At 72.0% G+C, this 18879-nt stretch carries 15 protein-coding genes; 13 read left to right on the plus strand and 2 right to left on the minus strand.

Features of this window, described 5'->3' with window-relative positions; translation table 11 throughout:
* Nucleotides 1-17: 17 nt before the first annotated feature.
* The gene (locus QFZ71_RS09375) at nucleotides 18-383 is read left to right on the plus strand and encodes a hypothetical protein (RefSeq protein ID WP_307667802.1); all 366 of its coding nucleotides are present in this window, start codon (nucleotides 18-20) and stop codon (nucleotides 381-383) included.
* Nucleotides 384-422: 39 nt separating this feature from the next.
* Here the strand turns inward: QFZ71_RS09375 and QFZ71_RS09380 are convergent, their stop codons facing one another.
* On the minus strand, nucleotides 423-2105 hold the full coding sequence (locus QFZ71_RS09380) for a thiamine pyrophosphate-binding protein (RefSeq protein ID WP_307667803.1): 1683 nt from the start codon (nucleotides 2103-2105) through the stop codon (nucleotides 423-425).
* On the minus strand, nucleotides 2102-3103 hold the full coding sequence (gene speB / locus QFZ71_RS09385) for an agmatinase (protein ID WP_307667804.1): 1002 nt from the start codon (nucleotides 3101-3103) through the stop codon (nucleotides 2102-2104). Before speB ends, QFZ71_RS09380 begins: the two co-directional genes overlap by 4 nt.
* Before the next feature lie 175 nt (nucleotides 3104-3278).
* Between speB and QFZ71_RS09390 the strand changes: the two genes are divergently transcribed.
* The 12 genes from QFZ71_RS09390 to QFZ71_RS09445 all read left to right on the plus strand — a co-directional run bounded on the left by QFZ71_RS09390 (nucleotide 3279) and on the right by QFZ71_RS09445 (nucleotide 18645).
* Nucleotides 3279-4814, plus strand: a complete 1536-nt coding sequence (locus tag QFZ71_RS09390; protein WP_373465093.1) for a PucR family transcriptional regulator — start codon at nucleotides 3279-3281, stop codon at nucleotides 4812-4814.
* 130 nt (nucleotides 4815-4944) lie between these two features.
* Nucleotides 4945-5214, plus strand: coding sequence for a DUF1905 domain-containing protein (locus QFZ71_RS09395; protein WP_307667806.1), 270 nt, complete (start codon nucleotides 4945-4947; stop codon nucleotides 5212-5214).
* Between the two features lie 106 nt (nucleotides 5215-5320).
* Nucleotides 5321-5611, plus strand: a complete 291-nt coding sequence (locus tag QFZ71_RS09400) for a hypothetical protein (RefSeq protein WP_307667807.1) — start codon at nucleotides 5321-5323, stop codon at nucleotides 5609-5611.
* Between the two features lie 168 nt (nucleotides 5612-5779).
* On the plus strand, nucleotides 5780-7123 hold the full coding sequence (eccD, locus tag QFZ71_RS09405; protein ID WP_307671387.1) for a type VII secretion integral membrane protein EccD: 1344 nt from the start codon (nucleotides 5780-5782) through the stop codon (nucleotides 7121-7123).
* Between the two features lie 52 nt (nucleotides 7124-7175).
* Entirely contained in the window at nucleotides 7176-8369 is a 1194-nt protein-coding gene (locus tag QFZ71_RS09410) for a MinD/ParA family protein (RefSeq protein ID WP_307667808.1), read from the plus strand.
* Between the two features lie 109 nt (nucleotides 8370-8478).
* A complete protein-coding gene (eccCa, locus tag QFZ71_RS09415; RefSeq protein WP_307667809.1) occupies nucleotides 8479-12471 on the plus strand; it encodes a type VII secretion protein EccCa in 3993 nt (1330 codons plus the stop codon).
* Nucleotides 12472-12542: 71 nt separating this feature from the next.
* On the plus strand, nucleotides 12543-13961 hold the full coding sequence (locus QFZ71_RS09420; RefSeq protein WP_307667810.1) for a DUF6177 family protein: 1419 nt from the start codon (nucleotides 12543-12545) through the stop codon (nucleotides 13959-13961).
* 115 nt (nucleotides 13962-14076) lie between these two features.
* Nucleotides 14077-14409, plus strand: a complete 333-nt coding sequence (locus tag QFZ71_RS09425; RefSeq protein WP_228991319.1) for a hypothetical protein — start codon at nucleotides 14077-14079, stop codon at nucleotides 14407-14409.
* Nucleotides 14410-14467: 58 nt separating this feature from the next.
* The gene (locus QFZ71_RS09430; protein ID WP_307667811.1) at nucleotides 14468-14779 is read left to right on the plus strand and encodes a pore-forming ESAT-6 family protein; all 312 of its coding nucleotides are present in this window, start codon (nucleotides 14468-14470) and stop codon (nucleotides 14777-14779) included.
* Between the two features lie 76 nt (nucleotides 14780-14855).
* Nucleotides 14856-15281 carry a DUF6507 family protein gene (locus QFZ71_RS09435; protein WP_307667812.1) on the plus strand — a complete coding sequence of 142 codons (426 nt, stop codon included), beginning with the start codon at nucleotides 14856-14858 and terminating at the stop codon, nucleotides 15279-15281.
* The gene (locus tag QFZ71_RS09440) at nucleotides 15278-17872 is read left to right on the plus strand and encodes a hypothetical protein (RefSeq protein ID WP_307667813.1); all 2595 of its coding nucleotides are present in this window, start codon (nucleotides 15278-15280) and stop codon (nucleotides 17870-17872) included. The genes QFZ71_RS09435 and QFZ71_RS09440 overlap by 4 nt, the downstream gene beginning before the upstream one ends.
* Nucleotides 17869-18645: a hypothetical protein gene (locus QFZ71_RS09445; RefSeq protein WP_307667814.1), complete on the plus strand. Its 777-nt coding sequence runs from the start codon at nucleotides 17869-17871 to the stop codon at nucleotides 18643-18645. Before QFZ71_RS09440 ends, QFZ71_RS09445 begins: the two co-directional genes overlap by 4 nt.
* The last annotated feature ends 234 nt before the right edge of the window (nucleotides 18646-18879 follow it).

Here is an 18879-nt window from a genome sequence, read left to right on the forward strand (position 1 = left end):
CGAAGGGGGCAGGAACCATGGCGAACGACCGGCTCACCGAGGCTTACCGCTGCGGACAGCTCTTCGCGGCGCTCGCCGCGCTGGAGCGCCTCAGCGAGGGCGCGCACCACTCCCTGGGGAGGCCGGGGACGAGGCGGCAGCTGTCCACCGAACCGCGCAAGCACCTCACCGTGCACCTGTGGCAGGCCGGCCGGTACCTGCTCGGAGCCACCAACCGGGGCGAGGGGCGGGCCGCCGGGGTGATCTTCCGGCAGCTGCCGGACCTGCTGCCGCTCGGCCGGGAACTGCCGGGGGAGATCCGGGACGCGTCGGAACGGGCCCGGTTCCAGGAGGGCGTCACCGCGCAGGAGGCCGCGATCGGGAAGGCGCTCGCGGACGGGTGAGCGGGCGGGCCCGGGGCGCCCGGGGCCCGCCCGTCCCGCCTACAGGTGCGTCGGCTCGAACATCCGCAGCAGGGCCGGCAGCACGACGACGGACGGCCCCGGCGCGGCCAGTGCCTCGCGGAGGTCGGTGGCGAGGGACTCGGGGGTGCTCCGGACGGCCGGGACGCCGAAGGACGCGGCGAGCGCGACGAAGTCCGGGCGGGACAGCTCGGTGCCGGTGGTCTCGCCGAAGGCGTCCGTCATGTACTCGCGCAGGATGCCGTAGCCGCCGTCGTCCACGATCAGCCAGGTCAGCGGCAGATCGTACTGCCGGGCGGTGGCCAGCTCGGCGAGGGAGTACATCGCCCCGCCGTCGCCGGAGACCGCGAGCACGGGCTGCGTCGGGTCGGCGACCGCGGCCCCGACCGCCGCCGGGAAGGCGTAGCCGAGGCCGCCCGCGCCCTGGGCGGAGTGCATGGTGTTGGGGCGGCGGGCGTCGAACGCGGACCAGGCCCAGTACGCGAGGATCGTCATGTCCCAGAAGCTGGGCGCGGCCTCGGGCAGCGCCTCGCGGACGGCGGCGAGGACCTGCTGCTCCAGGGCGAGCCCCTGGGCGTCGATCCGGCCCCGTACCTTCTCCAGGACCGTACGCACGCGCTCGGGGGCCTCCGGGTCCTCGCGGCGCTCGACGGCGTCCAGGAGGTCGGCCAGCGCCTCGCGGGCGTCGGAGTGGATGCCGAGCGCGGGGTGGTTGGACTCCAGTTTCCCGGCGTCCGCCTCGATCTGGATCACCCGGCCGCGCGGGCGGAAGGTGTGGTAGTTCGAGGAGAGCTCACCGAGGCCCGAGCCGACGACGAGCAGGACGTCCGCGTCCTCCAGGAACGCGGTGGTGTGCCGGTCCTCCAGCCAGGAGCGCAGCGACAGCGGGTGCTCCCAGGGGAAGGCGCCCTTGCCGCCGAAGGTGGTGACGACGGGGGCGTCGAGCTTCTCGGCCAGGGCGCGCAGCTTGCCGGAGGCGTCGGAGCGGACGACCCCGCCGCCGGCGACGATCACCGGGCGTTCGGCGTGGGACAGCAGGTGCGCGGCGGCGATCGTCAGCTCGGGGCGCGGGTGGAGCTCGCGCGGGGTGGCGTCCATGGCGCTGACGACCGGCAGGACCGTCTCGGCCAGCAGCACGTCCTGCGGGATCTCCACCCAGACCGGCCCGTGCGGGGCGGTCAGGGCCGACTCCCAGGCGGCGGCGATCGCGGACGGGATCTGCGACGCGGTCCGCACGGTGTGGACGGACTTCACGATGTCGCGGACGGACGCCTGCTGGTCGCGCAGTTCGTGGAGGTAGCCGTGCCGCCCGCCGCCGAGCCCGGCGACGGGGATCTGGCTCGTGATCGCCAGGACGGGGGCGGAGGCGGCGGCCGCCTCCTGGAGCGCGGCGAGCGAGGTGAGCGCACCGGGCCCGGTGGAGAGCAGGAGCGGCGCCACCTCGCCGGTGATCCGGCCGTACGCGTCGGCGGCGAAGCCCGCGTTGTTCTCGACGCGGAGCCCGACGTAGCGGAGGGAGGAGCGGCGCACCGCGTCGAAGACGCCCAGCGCGTGCTGGCCGGGCAGCCCGAAGACGGTGGTCGCGCCGAGCCCCTGGAGGGACTCGACGACGAGGTCGCCGCCGTTGCGGCCGGGGGGCGGGTCCAGGACGGCGGCGGCCTGGGCGGCGGTGAGCCGGGGCCGGTCGTCGTGGTCGTGGCTCACTCGGCGTCCTTCGCCGTCTTCTCCGCGGCCTTCTCCGCCTTCTCCGCGGCGATCTGGCGGGACATGATCGTCGTCAGCTCGTACGCGGCGTGCGAGGCGGCCACCGAGGTGATCTCGGCGTGGTCGTACGCGGGGGCGACCTCGACCAGGTCGGCGGAGACCAGGTGGCAGGAGGCGAGCCCGCGCAGGATCTCCAGCAGTTCGCGGGAGGTGAGGCCGCCGGCCTCGGGGGTCCCGGTGCCGGGGGCGTGCGCCGGGTCGAGGACGTCGATGTCGATGGAGATGTACAGCGGCCGGTCCCCGATGCGCTGCCGCAGCTGGTCGGCGATCTCGTCGACGCCGCGCCGCATGACGTCGGCGGAGGTGACGATGCCGAAGCCCATCTTCTCGTCGTCGGTCAGGTCCTGCTTGCCGTACAGCGGGCCGCGGGTGCCGACGTGGGAGAGGGCGGAGGTGTCGAGGATGCCCTCCTCGACGGCCCGGCGGAACGGGGTGCCGTGGGTGTACTCGGCGCCGAAGTAGGTGTCCCAGGTGTCCAGGTGCGCGTCGAAGTGGAGCAGGGCGACGGGCCCGTGCTTCTTGGCGACGGAGCGCAGGAGGGGCAGGGCGATGGTGTGGTCGCCGCCGAGGGTCATCAGGCGTGCGCCGGTGGACAGCAGGTCGTCGGCCGCGCCCTCGACGGTCTCGACGGCCTCGTTGATGTTGAACGGGTTCGCCGCGATGTCCCCGGCGTCGGCGACCTGCGCGAGGGCGAACGGGGAGGCGTCCTGGGCCGGGTTGTACGGGCGCAGCAGCCGGGACGCCTCACGGATCGCGTTGCCGCCGAAGCGGGCGCCGGGCCGGTAGGAGACCCCGGTGTCGAAGGGCACGCCGACCACGGCGACGTCGGTGCGCCCGACCTCGTCGAGCCGGGGCAGCCGGGCGAACGTCGCGGGCCCGGCGTACCGCGGGACGCGGGAGGAGTCGATGGGGCCGCGCGGCGACTCGGTGCTGCTCATGGGGGTGCCCTTCCTTCGGTTTCGTACGGGGTCGAGTGTGCGGGTGGTCCGCGGCGGTGTGCCGCGCGGCGGGGCGCCGGGGCCGTCCGGGCGGACGGATGGAGGTGCGAGGAAGACGGTAGGCGGCCGAAAGCCGACACTGAAGTGTACGTTTGCTCCACCTGTCCCGCCCTGAATGGATGAACCATCCATGCCGTACACGCCGCCCCCGGCCCCGGACGCCGCCGCGCCGACCGCCCCTCCGACCCCGCCCGTCCCCCTGGCGGAACTCCTCGCCCGCGAGGACCTGGGCCTGCGCCGGATCGCGGGCCCGGCGGAGGCCGAGCTGCTCTGGGTACACACCTCGGAAATGGCGGACCCGTACCCGTACCTCCTCGGCGGGGAGCTGCTGCTGACGGCCGGGGTGCTGCTCACGGACCCGGATCACCAGCCGGACCACTACGTCTCCCGGCTGGTGGAGGCGGGGGCGGCGGCGCTGGGCTTCGGGGTCCGGCCGGTGCACGAGGTGGTGCCCCGAGGGCTGGTCGAGGCGTGCGACCGGTACGGACTGCCTCTGCTGGAGGTGCCCCCGGAAACCCCGTTCACCGCGATCGCGCGGGCGGTGTGGCGGCTGATGGCCGAGGCCCGCCACCGGGAGCTGCGCCGGGTGACCCGCGCCCAGCAGGCGCTGGCGACGGCGGCGGCCCGCCCCGACCCCGTACCGGCGGTGCTCCAGCAACTCGCGTCCCAGCTCGACGGCCGGGCCGTCCTGCTGACGGCGCGGGGCGAGGAGGTGCACGCGGCGGGACGCGACGTGGGCCCGGAGGCGGTGGCCGCCCTGACCCGCCTGGCCCGCGTGGTGGCCGGCGACCGCCCCGGCGCCCCCGCCTCGGCCACGGACACGTACGGCGACACCCGCCTGTCCGCCTACGCGCTGGGCGGCGGCGAGGGCCTGGCCCTGACGCTGGCCGCCCGGCGGCGGGGACCGGGCGACCATACGGTGGCGGGCATCGCGGTGGTCCTGCTGTCGCTGCTGGCGGCGCCCCACCAGGGGGCGGACGCGGCGAACCGCTCGGCGGCCCTGGTGCGGCTGCTGCTGGGCGCGTCCCCCTCCGAGGTGGCCCCGCTGCTCGGCGGCGGTCCCGGTTCCGGATCCGGCCTGTGGACGGTGGTCCACGCCCGCCGCACGGACGGCGCCCCGGCGGACGCCCTGACGGCCGGGGCACTGGGCGCGTCGCTGGGCACGGCCCTGGTCGACACGGGAGGCGGGGAAGGCAGGGGAGGCGGGGCCGGTTCCCCCGTCCGCCTGCTGCTGCCGGAGGGGAACGGGATCGCCCCGCAGCCCGGCTGGACCCTCGGCGCGTCCGCGCCCACCCCCGTCCCCGGTCTCGACGCCGCCGACTCCCTGGCCGCCCGCGCCCTGGCCCACGCGCGGGCGACCCGCGCTCCGCTGACGGTGGACACCCCCGTGAGCGGCCTGGCCGCCCTGGTCCCGCCCGGGCAGGCGGCCGCCCACGCCCGCGCCCTGCTCGCCCCGCTCACCGCGCCGCTGGCCGACACCTTGCGCTGCTGGCTCTCCCTGCACGGCAGCTGGGACCGTACGGCGGTGGCCCTCGCCGTCCACCGCAACACCGTCCGCCAGCGCATCGGGCGGTGCGGGGAGCTGCTGGGGAAGGACCTGGACGACATGGACGTACGGACGGAGCTGTGGTTCGCGCTGCGGCAGGGGTGAGCCGGGGCGTCGGGCCGGCCCGACGGGTCTCCGGCCTCCCCCTCACCGATGACTTTCCCCGCCCGGCGCGGTCCTCCTGATGTACACCGCGACGGCCCCGTCGCGCGTTTCCGGACAGGCGGTACCCACGATGGACAAGCAGTTCACGGCAACTCTGCGGAAGAGCCCGGAGAAGGGCGGCTGGACCTATGTCGTGTGGCCCGAATCGGTCGCGTTCTTCGGCACCCGCGGCCTGGTGAAGGTCAGGGGAACCGTCGACGGCCACCCGTTCCGGAGTTCGTTCATGGCCCTGGGGGACGGCACCCACAAACTGCCGGTGAAGGCGGAGGTGCGCAAGGCGATCGGCAAGGAGGAAGGAGAAACCGTGACCGTGCGGCTGGAGGAGCGGATTTCCGGCTGACCGGGGCAAGTCCGGGCACGGGCCCCGCACCTTTTCCCCTCCCGGCCCCCCTGCCGTGTACTCCACGACCGCGGCTCGGTATGTTGCAGTGGCAAAGGGGGATCGCATGGCACGGGATTACGACAGCCAGCTGCTGGAATCGGTAGGGGTAAGGCGTCGCAGGATGCGCGATGCCCTGATCTTCGGCGTGGGGCGCGCGCGGCGCACCGCCGACGAACGGCTCGGAAAGGTATTCGCGGGCATCGCCATCACCGCCGTGCTCTGCGCCGGATGTGTCGGCTGGTCCTTCCTCCAGCACACCCTGGACAAACAGAAGGCGGAGCAGGAGAAGCAGCAGCGGCAGGCCCAGCGGTACGCACCGCCGGGGCATTCTTCCGACACCGGGAAGAGTCGCTGATCAACTCCCGCCGCACAGCGACGGAACGGGCGGAGTTTCACCGGCATGCGCGGTGGGCGACTTTTCGCCGAACCGGGCATTTCCCCAGCCACCCAAAGCCTTTTGCCCAATTGGCCCGAATTTTCGGAACATCACGATGATAGGTTCCCGTAAGTGGTGAGCACAGCAATGACGTCCCGCTCGGAACTGAGCCGGGTGACCCTGGTCGGCGAGCGGCGCCGGGCCGACATCGTGCTGCCCTCGGACACCCCCATCGGTCAACTCCTGCCGGACATACTCCAGTTGCTGGACGATCGGGCGGCATCGCGGCCGCTGACACGGCAGTTGATCACCTCCGACGGCTCGGCCCTGCCGCACGACAGCACACTCGCGTCGGCGGGGGTCAGCGACGGCGCCGTGCTGCGTCTGGTCCGGACCCACGCGGCACCGCCCGCCCCGGTGGTCCACGACGTCACGGACCAGGTGGCCGAGGATCTCGACGTGCGGGCATGGCGCTGGCGGCCGGCCGCGCGCAGGGTCGCCGCCGGCGCGTCGGCCGTGGCGTTCGCGGTGATCGCCGCCCTCCTGGCCCGGCGTGACGTCCCGCTCGGCACGCTGGCCGTGGTGCTGGCGGGTGTCACCGCCGCACTCCTGGTCGGCGGCGCGCTGTGCGCCCGGATCGGGGAGGGCAACCGCGGACTGGCGACCGCCCTGCTGTTCGTCTCGGGCGGTCTCGGCGTCCTCACGGCCTGGACCGCGGCCGACGCGTACGGCTGGTCGGGCCCGGCGCGGCTCGCCGCGGTGGCGACGGCGGTGGTCCTGGGCCTGGTGCTGCTCGGCCTCTTCTCGCCTCTCGGCCGCGGGGGCCTGGTCGGTGCGGCCGCTACGGCGGCCGTCGCCGCGGCCTGGGAGGCGGTGGCGGCCGTGGAACCGGATCCGGCCCGGCTGGGCGCCGTGATGGCGGTCTTCTCCGTGGTACTGCTCGGCATGCTGCCCCGGCTCGCCCTGATGGCTTCCGGTCTCACCGCGCTCGACGACCGGCGGTCGGGCGGGGTGTCGGTCAGCCGCCACGACGTCGCCGACGCGCTGGCCGCCACGCACCGCGGGCTCGCCCTGGCGACCGTGGTCACCGCGGTCTCGGCGACCGCCGCGGGCTGGCTCCTCACCCTCGCCGGAAGACCGACCGTGTGGACCGTGCTCCTGCCCTCACTGGTGGCGGTGGTGCTGCTCTCGCGGGCGCGTGCGTTCCCGCTGGTCGCCGAGGTGGTGGCGCTGTTCGCGGCGGCGGCGGTCCTGCTCGTACGCCTGGTGATGCTGTGGATGGAGCAGTCGTCCGGCAGCGTGGGCCCCGTCCTCGTGCTCGGCGTGACGGCGCTGCTGCCGCTGCTCGCGCTGGCGATGGAGCCTCCGGAGCATGTCCAGGTACGGCTGCGGCGCACCGCCGACCTGGTCGAGTCCATCGGCATGGTGGGGCTGTTCCCGCTCGCCGTCGGTGTGTTCGGCGTGTACGGCCAGTTGCTCGGCAAGTTCTGACATTCATGCGGGACGGCTCCGGTGGGGCATCGGAGCGGAGGGGAAGGCAGCCATGCCGAACGCGGACAACTGGCAGCGCGATGTGCTGCGCGATCTGAGGAGTACGCCTCAGCCTCCGCAGGCTCCGCCGCAGCCGCAGCCGCAGCCGCAGCCGCAGGAACGTCCCGGCACCCCGGCGCGGACACCACCCCACCCGCGCTCCCCCGGACAGGCACCGGCCCCGAGGACCTCCGCCGCTGCCGCACCCGCCACCCCGTGGCCCGCGCAACGCGCGGCGGCGCCGCCCGCCGCCACTCCCCCGGCCCGCACGCGACGGCCGGCCCCGTCCCCCGACTCGCGGCCCGTCGTGGACGGCGCGCTGGCCGGAACGGCCCGACGCCCCCTGAGGGGTGAGCCCGCAGCGGTCCGGGTGTCGCGGGCGATACGCCGGATCGTGTCCTCGTCGGCGGCGCGCGAGGTCACCGAGCTGACCCGCACCGCCGAGTGCATCCAGCAGCCGGTGACCACCGGCCGGCAGATCTCCGTCACCTCCATCCGGGGCGGTGCCGGCAAGACGACGGTGGCCGCCCTGCTCGGCACGGCGTACGCGCACCACCGCCAGGACCCGGTCCTCCTGGTGGAGGCCGACCCGGCGCTCGGCTCGCTGCCCCTGCGTCTCGGCGCGGAGGCGCTGCGCTGGACCACGGCAGATCTGGCGGACCTCGTGGAACCGCAGATGTCGCTGCTCGACGTCACCGGCTACCTCGTCCAGCTCCCCGGCAACGCCTGGCTGCTGCCCGGCAGTCAGGGCCGGATCGGGGCGATGCTGGACACCTCGGCGTACGAGCGGGTCATGGTCGCGCTCCGGCGCTACTTCGGAGTGACCGTGGTCGACTGCGAGACCCTGCCCGCCGAGGTCGCCCGTGTCGCGCTCTCCGCCTCCCAGGCCCGCGTGCTGGCCGCCCCCGCCACGCTGGACGGCATCACCAGCACGTACGCGGTCCTCCAGTGGATGCAGGGGCTGCCCCGCCACATGATCGCCGGCACCGTGGTGGCTCTCACCAGCATGACGGCCCGTCCCGGCATCGACGTGGAGGCCGCCGCCGAGAAGCTGCGGTCCACCGGCGCGGCCGTCCACGTGCTGCCCTACGACCGGCACCTCGCGGCGGGCGGCGCACTCCGCACCGAACTCCTCGCCCGGCCCACGCGGCTGGCGGCCACCCGGTTGGCCGCCGAGGTCTTCCAGCTCTCCCAGAAGCGCAGGTGACCCCGATGCGGTCCACCGCCACCGCCGCTTCCACCACGGCCGCTTCCGCCACCACTGCTTCCGTCACCGCCGCTTCCGCCACCGCCACCCCTCCCGCCGGACCACGCCGATGAGCACCCGACTGATCCACCGCCCCGCCCGGACCGCCCGTCCCCCGGCCGCGCCCGCGCCCCGCACCATCGAGGCGCCGCCCAACCTCCCCGAGGGGAAGGCGGGCAACATCGCGATGTCCCTGCTGCCGGTCGCCGGGGTCATGTCGTCCGTCGTGATGATGACGGTGGTCCGCAACAGCCAGTTCGCCGCCCTCGGCGCGATCATCCTCGTGGTCACCGTCATCGGCTCCGTGGCGCTGCTCTTCTCCCAGCGCGGCAAGGCCCAGCGCACCCGCCGCACGCAGCGCGAGGCGTATCTCGCCTACGTGGAGGACCTGCGTGAGGAGTTCTCCGCCGAGGAACGCGAGCGGCGCGAGCGCGCGGACGTGCTGAACCCGCCCCCGTACGCCCTGTACGACATCGTGCGGGACCCGGCCCGCCTCTGGGAGCGGCGCAGGATCGACGACGACTTCCTGCGGGTGCGGATCGGTACCGGTGAGATGCCGGTACGCGATCTGGGGATCGCCGAACCGGGCTCGACCGTGCTCACCCCGCCCGACCTGTTCATGCTCAACGAGGCGTCCGCGCTGGTGAACCGGTTCCGCAACGGCACCGAACTCCCGCTGACCGTCCCGCTGGACCGGATCGGCAACGTCAGCGTGGTCGGACCCCGCGAGGACTGTCTTCGGGTGGCCCGTGCCCTGCTGGTCCAGGCCGCAGCCCTGCACGCGCCCGACGACGTGGCCATCGCACTCGCCGCGCCGGGCGACCGGACGGCCGACTGGGAGTGGGCCAAGTGGCTGCCGCACCTGCTGGACACCGAGCAGTTCGACGGGCCGGTGGCCGCCCGCCGCATCGCCCCGTCCGCACCGCAGCTCGCCCGTCGGCTCGGCCCCGAGCTGCGCCGCCGCGCGTCGTACGCGGCCGAGGTCAGGCGCGGTCTGGCCGGGAAGGACGCCCTGTCCATGAACTCCCGGCTGCTCGTCGTGACCGACGGGCACGGCGAGGACGCCGTCGATCTGCCGCGCCCGGACGACGCCGTCGGCCTCCGCGAGATGGGCGTCACCGTCCTGCACCTGGTGGAGCGGCGGGTGCAGGAGCCGGGACAGGTCAGCGTACGGATCACCGTCGACGGCACGGACGTGACCGTCGAGGACCTGCGCACGCCGGAGCCCGTGGAGGCGCACGGCACGGTGGACGAAGCCGGCGTCCCGTTCGCCGAGGGCCTGGCGAGGATGCTCGCACCGCTGCGCCTGTCCGCCGAGTCGCTGGTCGACGCCCCGCTGTCCGGACCGGTGGAGTTCGCGGCGATGCTCGGCATCGACGACGTGGCCCGGCTCGACCTGGACCGGCTGTGGGCGCCTCGGGGCGAACGCGCGTTCCTGCGCGTTCCGATCGGCGTCAGCGACTCCCACGAGCCGGTGCTGCTGGACCTCAAGGAGTCCTCGGAGCTGGGGATGGGCCCGCACGGGCTGTGTGTGGGCGCGACGGGTTCGGGAAAGTCCGAACTGCTGCGCACCCTGGTCCTCGCCCTGGTGGCGACGCATCCGCCGGAAGACCTGGCGCTCGTGCTGGTCGACTACAAGGGCGGGGCGACCTTCGCGCCGTTCGCGGAGCTGCCGCACGTGGCCGGGGTCATCACCAACCTGGAGAACCAGGCGGGGCTCGTCGAGCGCGTCCACTCCTCGCTCGCCGGTGAGGTCAAGCGCCGCCAGCAGGCACTGAAGGACGCGGGGAACGTCGCGGACATCGGGGACTACGCCGCGCTGCGCGCCGAGAAGCGGCCGGACCTGGACCCGCTGCCGCACCTGTTCGTGGTGATCGACGAGTTCGGCGAACTGCTCACCGCCAAACCGGACTTCATCGACCTGTTCCTCTCCATCGGGCGGATCGGCCGCTCCATCGGCGTCCATCTGCTGCTCTCCAGCCAGCGCATCGAGGGCGGCAAGCTCAAGGGCCTGGACACCTATCTCTCCTACCGGCTCGGGCTGCGGACCTTCTCCGCGGACGAGTCACGGACCGTCCTGGACACCACGGACGCCTTCCATCTGCCGCCGCTGCCCGGTTTCGGCTACCTGAAGGTCGACACGAGCCATTACGCGCGGTTCAAGGCGGGCTACGTGTCAGGGGGTTACCGCGGCCCGGTCCGCAGCCAGGACGCGGCGGAGACCGGACCGCTGGCGCTGCCGTACGAAGCGTTCAACACCCTGGCCGGGCCGGACGAGGCCCGGACGTCCCCGGAACCGGCGTCCCGCCGACGGGAGACCGGCCCGACCGAACTCGGCATCATGGTCGAGCAGTTGACCGGCGTCGCCGACCCCGTACGGAGCATCTGGCTGCCGCCGCTGCCCACCGCCACCGCGCTGGACACCGTCGCCGGCCCGCTGGACATCGGCCCGGACGGGATGCGGCTGACCGGTACGGACACGGCGGGCGGCCGCCGCCCCCTCCGCGTCCCTGTCGGACTGCTCGACGACCCGGCCCGGCAGTGGCAGGGGCAGTGGTACCTGGACCTGACGGTGGCGGGCGGCCATGTGGCGGTGATCGGCGGCCCGCAATCGGGCAAGACGACGCTGCTGCGCACCCTCGTCCTCTCCCTCGCGCTCACCCACACCCCGCGCGAGATCGGCGTGTACGGACTCGACCTCGTCGGCGGCGGTCTCCAGGCGCTGTCGGGGCTGCCGCACGTCGGAGGCATCGCGGGCCGCGCCGACCGGGAACGGGCGGCGCGCACCGTCGAGGAGGTCCGCACGATGCTCGCGCTGCGCGAGGACCTCTTCCGCGAGCACGGCATCGACTCGGTCGAGCAGCTGCGCACCCTGCACGCGAGCGGCCGGCTGCCCGAGCTCGCCTCCGCGGAGGTCCTCCTGGTCATCGACGGTTTCGGCGCGCTGCGCGACGATTTCGACGAGCTCGACGACGCGATCGCCGACATCCTCAAGCGCGGCGGCGGGTACGGCATCCACGTCGTCGCGGGCATGCTGCGCTGGAACGACGTACGCATCGCCATCCAGTCCAACTTCGGCACCCGTGTCGAGCTGCGTCTCAACGACCCCGGCGAGTCCAGCATCGACCGCAAGCTCGCCGAGACGCTGTCGCCGGACGAGCCCGGCCGGGTCCTCACCGATGCCAAGCTCTTCGCCCAGGTGGCGCTTCCGCGCACGGACGGCGTCGCCGACACGGTGGACCTCGGGGCGGTCCTGGAGCGCTCGGCCCGTACGGTCCGAGCCACCTGGAGCGGCGAAGTCGCCCAGCCTGTGAGGGTGTTGCCCCACATCCTGGAGCCGCACTCGCTGCCGGGGCCGGCGGCCGAGCCCACCCGCGTACCGATCGGGCTCGATCAGTCGGCGCTCGCCCCCGTCCTGCTCGACCTGTTCCACCACGACCAGCACCTGCTGGTGCTGGGGGACAGCGAGTGCGGCAAGACGAACCTGCTGCGGACCGTCGCGCACGGGCTCGTCGACCGGTACGGCGAGGACGAGCTGGTGTTCGCCGTGATGGATCCGCGGCGCTCGCTGCGCGGCGCGGTGCCGGAAGAGTTCAACGGCGGCTACGCGTACAACGCGAAGCTGTGCGCGGGCCTTTCGGCGGGCATCGCCACCGAACTGGAGAAGCGCCTGCCCGACGAGAACGCCCGCCTGGAGGACCTGGAACCGGGCCGCTGGGGCAAGGGCCCGCGCATCGTGGTCCTGGTGGACGACTACGACGTGCTCACGACCGCCGGGCAGTCGCCGCTGTCGCCGTTCCTCCCGTACATCCCGTCGGCGGTGGACATCGGCCTCCACTTCGTCCTGACGCGCCGGGTCGCCGGTGCGTCGCGGGGCATGTACGAACCGCTGGTGCAGGGGCTGCGGGAATCGGGGGCCTCGGCCCTGGTGATGGCGGGCGACCGGAGCGAGGGCCAGCTCTTCCCGGGCGTGTACGCCTCCCAACAGGCGGCGGGGCGTGGTGTGTTCATCCGTCGCGGCCAGCCGAACCGTCTGATCCAGACGGTCTGCGCGCCGACCTGATGCGCCGGGACGGACCAGCGCCCGCCGCATCCCCGCCGACCGACGACGACGAAGGACCGGACGACCACGCCATGACCAAGGACGTCATCGCCCTCACTCCCCGCATGCCCGACCCCTGGGCCGTACTGGCGGGCCTGCTCTCGGGCGGCCCCGACAAGCTCGTCGACACACGGGGAGAGGGAGCAGTCGTACAGCTCTGCGATCCGGAGGGCCGCCCGCTCGTCTCCGTGGAGGCACCGCTCCTGGTCTCCGTCGAGGGCGAGGCGGAGCGGCTGCTCGGGACGGTGCCGCCGCCGGTGCCGTACTGGTGGACGGAGGCTCGTGCCACCACGGGCGTCGCCGAGGCGGAGCAGCTCGCGGGCACGTTCGCGGCCCGGCTCGCCACGCTGGTGGGCGGCTCCGCCTGGCCACCGGACGCGGTCGGCTCGATCGCCGTGGTGAAGACCGAGGGCGTGAGCGTCGCGCCGGAGCCCGCGGCCGCCCGGCCCGCCATCGACGTGCTCACCGAGAAGGTCGCGGTCGTCATCCAGGACCGCCCGGTGGTGGCGATGACGGCCTGGCTGTCCGACGCCTTCCGGGCGGCGGCTGCCGCGGGCCTCGGCCTCCAGATCGTCTCCCCGGCGGGCACCACGCTCTCCCCCGCCGTACGGGACGCGCTGGGCGGGTGGCCGTCCCGCTGGATCGTCCAGGACGAACGTGACGGCTACTACGACGGTCTGACGGGAGCCGTACTGCGCTGGCAGGACGGCGTGTTCGACCCCGTGCTCTCCCCCGACGCCACGGCTGACGACCCGCGCACCCCGGTGGCGGCCGCCTACCAGCAGGTCCAGGACACCGGCGAACGCCAGCTCGGCCTGACCTTCCGCATGGTGCACCCGGCGGACGAGCGACTGGTGCTGGGCGGTGGCCTGGAGGCCGTGTGGCGTGAACTGACAGGAGAGCCGCCGGCCGGCTGGGGAACAGCGGAACCGGCCAACCTCCCCTGGTCCGCCACCCGGTTGACCGATGTCGCGCACCGCCGGGCACCCGAGCCGAGCTGGTTCGTCGTGGTCGGCCACCGCTCGCGGCCGGGGATCGCCACCGTACGGGTCACGCGTACGACGGCCGGTGTGGAGGAGGAGGTCACGCTGGCGTTCGGCTACGGCGCGGACGAGAAGCCGCCGCTGGACGCTCTGCCCGCGGCCGCCGAGGCGCTCGCCACGCGCCACCACCTCCAGTCGATGCTCGTACAACTTCGCAAAGCACGCCGGGACATCGCCGTGCCCCCGCGCTTCGAGGGCCCCGGAGTCCCGCTGGCCTTCGTACTGGGCGCGGAGGAGGTCCGCGCGATGCCGGGGGACCGGGCACGCCGCACCCCGCTGGACGGACAACCGGTGCCGCTCGGCCCGAGAACCAGGCAAGCGCTGTACTACCCGCTGCCGGGGGACCCCTCGGATCTGACCGGGTGGCAGGAGTTCGAGCGGCTGATGCGGCATCTCAAGGGGGCGTAGTTCCGCCTCGGCCGCAATCTGGCCGATTGCAGATTGCAGTAGCGATGCCGGGGTTGATAGACAGGAGTGCACGCGTACGTTCGTTCGATGTGTTCGGTGGAACGGGGGGTTGTTGATGAAGTTCGACATGGGGGCGTCGGTCCTGTCGCGGCTGTTGTCGGATTCGCAGGGTGCGAGTACGGATCTGGGGACGTTGATCCAGCAGTTGATCGCTGCGGCGGAGCCGTTGGAGGGGAAGTTCAACGGGGCGGGGAAGGTCGCGTTCGATGACTTCAAGACGCGGTCGGACGAGATCACGAAGGCGTTGAACGCGTCGTTGTCGGGGATCCTGGGCGGTCAGTCGGGGATGGACGCGGCGTTCGGTTCGGGCGATCAGGAGCAGGGCGAGAACGCGCGGTCGCAGATGGCGTCGGCGAATTTCGACGCGGCGCGGTTCTCGGGTCGCTGAGGCCGGTCGTGGTGAGCGGGTTGTCCAGTTTTTGTGTGTGACGGGGAGTTGGGGACCGATGGCGGGCAGCACGGATCGGCGTTCGTACGACACCGGGGCTTCGACGGAGGTGCAGGCGTCGTTGCAGGTGGTGATCGGCCGTCTGGAGCAGGTGATGACGGCGCGGGACGCGCAGGTGAAGGCGGCGATGAACGATTTCGCGGCCGACGGGGTGGCGGAGGAGTACCACGGCAAGGAGCAGCGGTGGTACGCGACGTCGCAGGAGGTGCGCAACATCATCCGGCTGTTGCGTTCGACGTTGGAGAAGAACGATGTGACGGCCGCGCAGACGTTGGCGCGGGCGAAGGCGGCGGTGGACGGTATCGGCTGACCTGCCGGCGGCCGGTGGACGGTTTTCGCCTGCCCGGTGGGGTGGGTCGGTTGTGTTGTGCGTACGGGGGCGTGGGATGAGCGGGTGGGATATTCGGCCGCAGGGTGTGCAGGGCCGGTTGAAGGTGGTCGGCGGGCATGCGGGTGAGCTGGAGAAGGCGCTGACGGCGTGGCTGGAGGATCTGGGGGAGGCGGCGCGGGCGGCGGGGACGGCGGTTCCGGGGAACGCTGCGAGTACGGCGGTGCACGGCCCGGTGGCGCCGGGGCGGGCGCCGTTGTCGCGGGCGGCGTCGGGTCCGGTGGCGGCGGCACTGGGTGAGTACGTGACGGCGCGGCAGCCGCAGTTGAGGGCGATGTCGGAGCGGATCCAGGCGGCGGTGCTGGGTGCGGCGACGGCGGTGAACGAGTACGTGGAGGGTGATCTCGAGGCGGCGAAGCAGGCGCAGGACGCGGCGAGGTCGGTGCGTCTGGATGTGCTGAGGGATCTGCGGGGTGCGAAGTGAGCGACTCGCAGCCGGTGGTTCTGGAGGGCATACCGGTCTTCACGGGTGATCTCGCCCTGCTGGACACCAAGGTGAGGGAGCTGGTCGGGGACGGGGCGAGGATCGCCGCGGCCGCGGGCGACGTCCACAGCAGCTTCGGTGGTCTGCAGGCCTTCTACCGGGCGCCGGAGGCCGATCAGCTGTTCGCGGCGACGAAGCCGGTCGCGGACCGGGGGGCCGCGCTGAAGTCGGACCTCGCCACGATCACGGCCGCTCTGAGGAGCTACTCGGACGACGCCGGTCCGCTGGTCGAGAAGTTGCGGCAGCTGAAGCGGGACGCCGGTGCGTTCCTCGTGAAGGTGAACGCGGACGACGAGTGGCGCGAGGACGGCGACCTGGTCGAGGAGAACAACCGGCGCCGCGACGAGATCGCCGAGACGTGGGCGGCGTTCCAGGCGGTGGAGCGCGCCTGCTACAACAGGATCATCTCCCTGGTGCCCGGCGGCAAGCCCCTCACGGTGAACGACGGCTCCGGCGGCGAGCGCATGCACGGGTACGACGCCGAGGCCCTGAAGCAGGCGAAGGGGCTGCCGTGGGGCGACCCGGTCAAGGAATCGACCCCCTGGTACCAGTCCTACGAGCACGTCTGGGACTTCGGCAAGGGCTTCGTCGTCGACGGTGTCTGGGGCACGGTCAAGGGCCTGGGCACCCTGGTCGGTGTCGACGGCTGGGAGAGCATGAAGCAGGCGTGGGGCGGCCTGGCACAGCTCTCCATCGGCCTGTCGATCACCCTGGCGACGTCGGGTGCGGGAGGGGCGTACCTCCTCACCACGCCGGAGGAGGGACTGCCTTCCTGGCTACGGGGTCCGAGCCGGGCGATGAAGGAGACCGGGAAGGCGCTGATCGCCTACGACCGGTGGGGCGAGAACCCGGCCCGTGCGGGTGGCGCGGTCACCTTCAACGTCCTGACGACGGTCTTCACCGGTGGCACCGGCGGCGGCGTCTCCGGCGCCGGCAAAGCGGCACTCGCGGGCAAGGCCATCTCCTTCGCGAACAGGGCGAGCCGCGCCGTCGACCCCACCGCCTACCTCTTCACGGGCGCCGGGGCCGGCCTCACCAGGATCAGCGACGTCATGACCGGCCTGAGGAACACGGGCCACATCGAGATCCCGCCCCTGCCACCCGGCGTGGTGACCCTGCCGGACGGCGCGTACAAGGCGGCCGACGGCACACTGACCCTGCCCGCGGGCGCGGCCGTCCCGGAGACCGCGTTCGAGATCCCGAAGGGCTCGGTCAGACTCCCGGCCGGGGCGCGGATCCCCACCGGAGCGGTGGACCTGGGCGACGGCATCGTCCACCTCCCCGACGGCATGACCCCACCCGCAGGCTCCCTGCCGATCCAGGAGGGCGCCCTCAAACTCCCCGAAGGCACCACCGCCCTCCCCGAAGGCACCGCCAGAGGCATCGACGAGAACGGCAACGTCACCCACCTCGACCGCCAGGGCAACATCCTCGGCCAGGACGGCACCCTCAAACAGCACCACACCGACGCCCGCCGCGAGACCCCACCGGCCGACAGCCCGGCACCCGCCGACGCGGGCAGCCCCCTCCCCCGCACACCTGCACACGAATCGGCCCTGATCGGCGCGGGCGCACGCGGCGGCAGCGACACAGTGCGGCTGGGCTCGGACATGAGCGAGACCGGCCGGATCGGCGACCACCCCGGCCGCACGGGCAACGACGCCACGAACCCCGACAGATCACCGGGCGGAACCGCCAACAACCTGCCGACCAACAGCGTGGACAACAGCACGCCGGGCAGCGGTTCACGAGACGGCCAGGGCAGCCACACCCCGGCAAACAGCGTGGACGGAGGCAACCCCACGGACGCCCCGACGGCCAGCGGCGGTCACAGCGCCGATGCCAGAGGCACGTCCAGTCATGGAGACGGTCATGAGCCACCGCCACTTGGGGGCGGCTCCGAAGTGAGGCCTGACGGCGCCCGGTATGTCGAGGAACCTACCGCCGAGCACACCGCAGCGGCAGAGTTCTACGACCGAGTGCGAGCGGACCCAGATTCCCTGGACATCGCGCGCATCTCTGAGAACACCGGCGTAAGCAAGGATGCGCTGGACCGCGTCAGAACGCATTTCTTTCTCACCGAGCACGTGGTGGCAGATGCCCCGGGCAGCGCCCGCAAAGCGTATTTCACACCCCGTCAAGACATTGCCACCATCCTCGAAACAGCAAGTCAACGCAGCTTGAATCCGGAGGAAGTTGTCAAGTTCGAAAGGTTTATAGCTCATGAATATATCGAGAGCCACCTGATGGAGGCGGGTCTACCCTATTTGCGCGAGCACCCAGATGCATGGGAGAGTTTTTCCAATGACGGCGGCAAAACCGTTGAATATTATCACACTTGGCCTAGGAGTGCATCCGAGGCGGGCGCCCATGACCTCTCCTTGAATGAAGGTACGGGCGGGTTCGGACATTGGCGCTCATTGGGCATGGATGCCTCGCGTGTCGAGGTGGCGCCTAGACTGAAAAATATTGACGATGTTGTCGCGGCCCTCAAGCGGGAGCTGCTGGCCAAGGGGATCGAGCTGAAGTGACTGACAGGCAAGGCGAGCAGGCAGCATTCAAAGTCATGGAGCGTCTCCGCGCAGTGCAATGGGATGGCGATTGGAGTGATTCCTTTGGGAAGGCGATGTCGCGGCGGCTATTGATGCGAGAATACCTGAGGCGATCCGCGCTGTGGGCCCAGACATACTCCGCTGAGAGCGCTTGGCCGTTCTTCGATGTAACGGAGTACGTGGATCCAGAATTTACGCTTCCGCCCAGCACGGCGCACGAATTGGAAGATTTTCTCCGTGCACGAATGAGCGGAAGCGTCAAGGTAACCTGCCGTGGCGCCGTGCGCCTTGCGGAACTACGTTTCCATGACCCCGCTATCGCGGCTACCGGCCTACCTGATCTCTATGAGCCACTGATTCGCTTGTATGAGCGAGGGGGCGAATTCATGGAAGACAATGTCGGAGCCCTCGATCTGACAGGTGTCTCGTTTCGCCCAGGAAGCTTGCAGGGAAATGCGAGCAATACCCCAGTTGTCGCGCTCCACGACGCCGTGCTCGACGCCCTGGATGTCGAAGGACGCGTTACGTTCTACGCCTCTGATAATGACCGAGGAACCGTCTTCAGACGCCTTTTGCCGCAGGGGGGCGGGCAACACGAAGAGGTATTCAGTGGACGCCTGGGGTGGCAGCCGACAACCCGGCTATCCGCTATGGAAACAGATGGTGACTGCGTTCGCATCTACGACCAGGACGCTGCCAGGATCATTGAGGAGGCCCTACTTGGTCTACCTAGGGTCGCAGGCCAGGAGTGAACCACGTCTGCCCAGTTGCTGAAGTTTAGCTTGTGGAGTCGTAGCAGGTGACTGCTCATCGTGCAGCGCATCAACACGGCCTACGACGCATCCAATACCTCAGCCACCTCGTAGACGGCTGCCTCCCCGAGACTGGCCTTCGGGAGCCGTCTGATTGATCTCCTGGCCCTCACTCACGTGCGATATGGGTCACGGCGAACACGCCCCGCCTCCTATCGAGCCGCGACCCTTCGA

It is taken from the genome of Streptomyces sp. V2I9 (assembly GCF_030817475.1).
Taxonomy (GTDB): domain Bacteria; phylum Actinomycetota; class Actinomycetes; order Streptomycetales; family Streptomycetaceae; genus Streptomyces.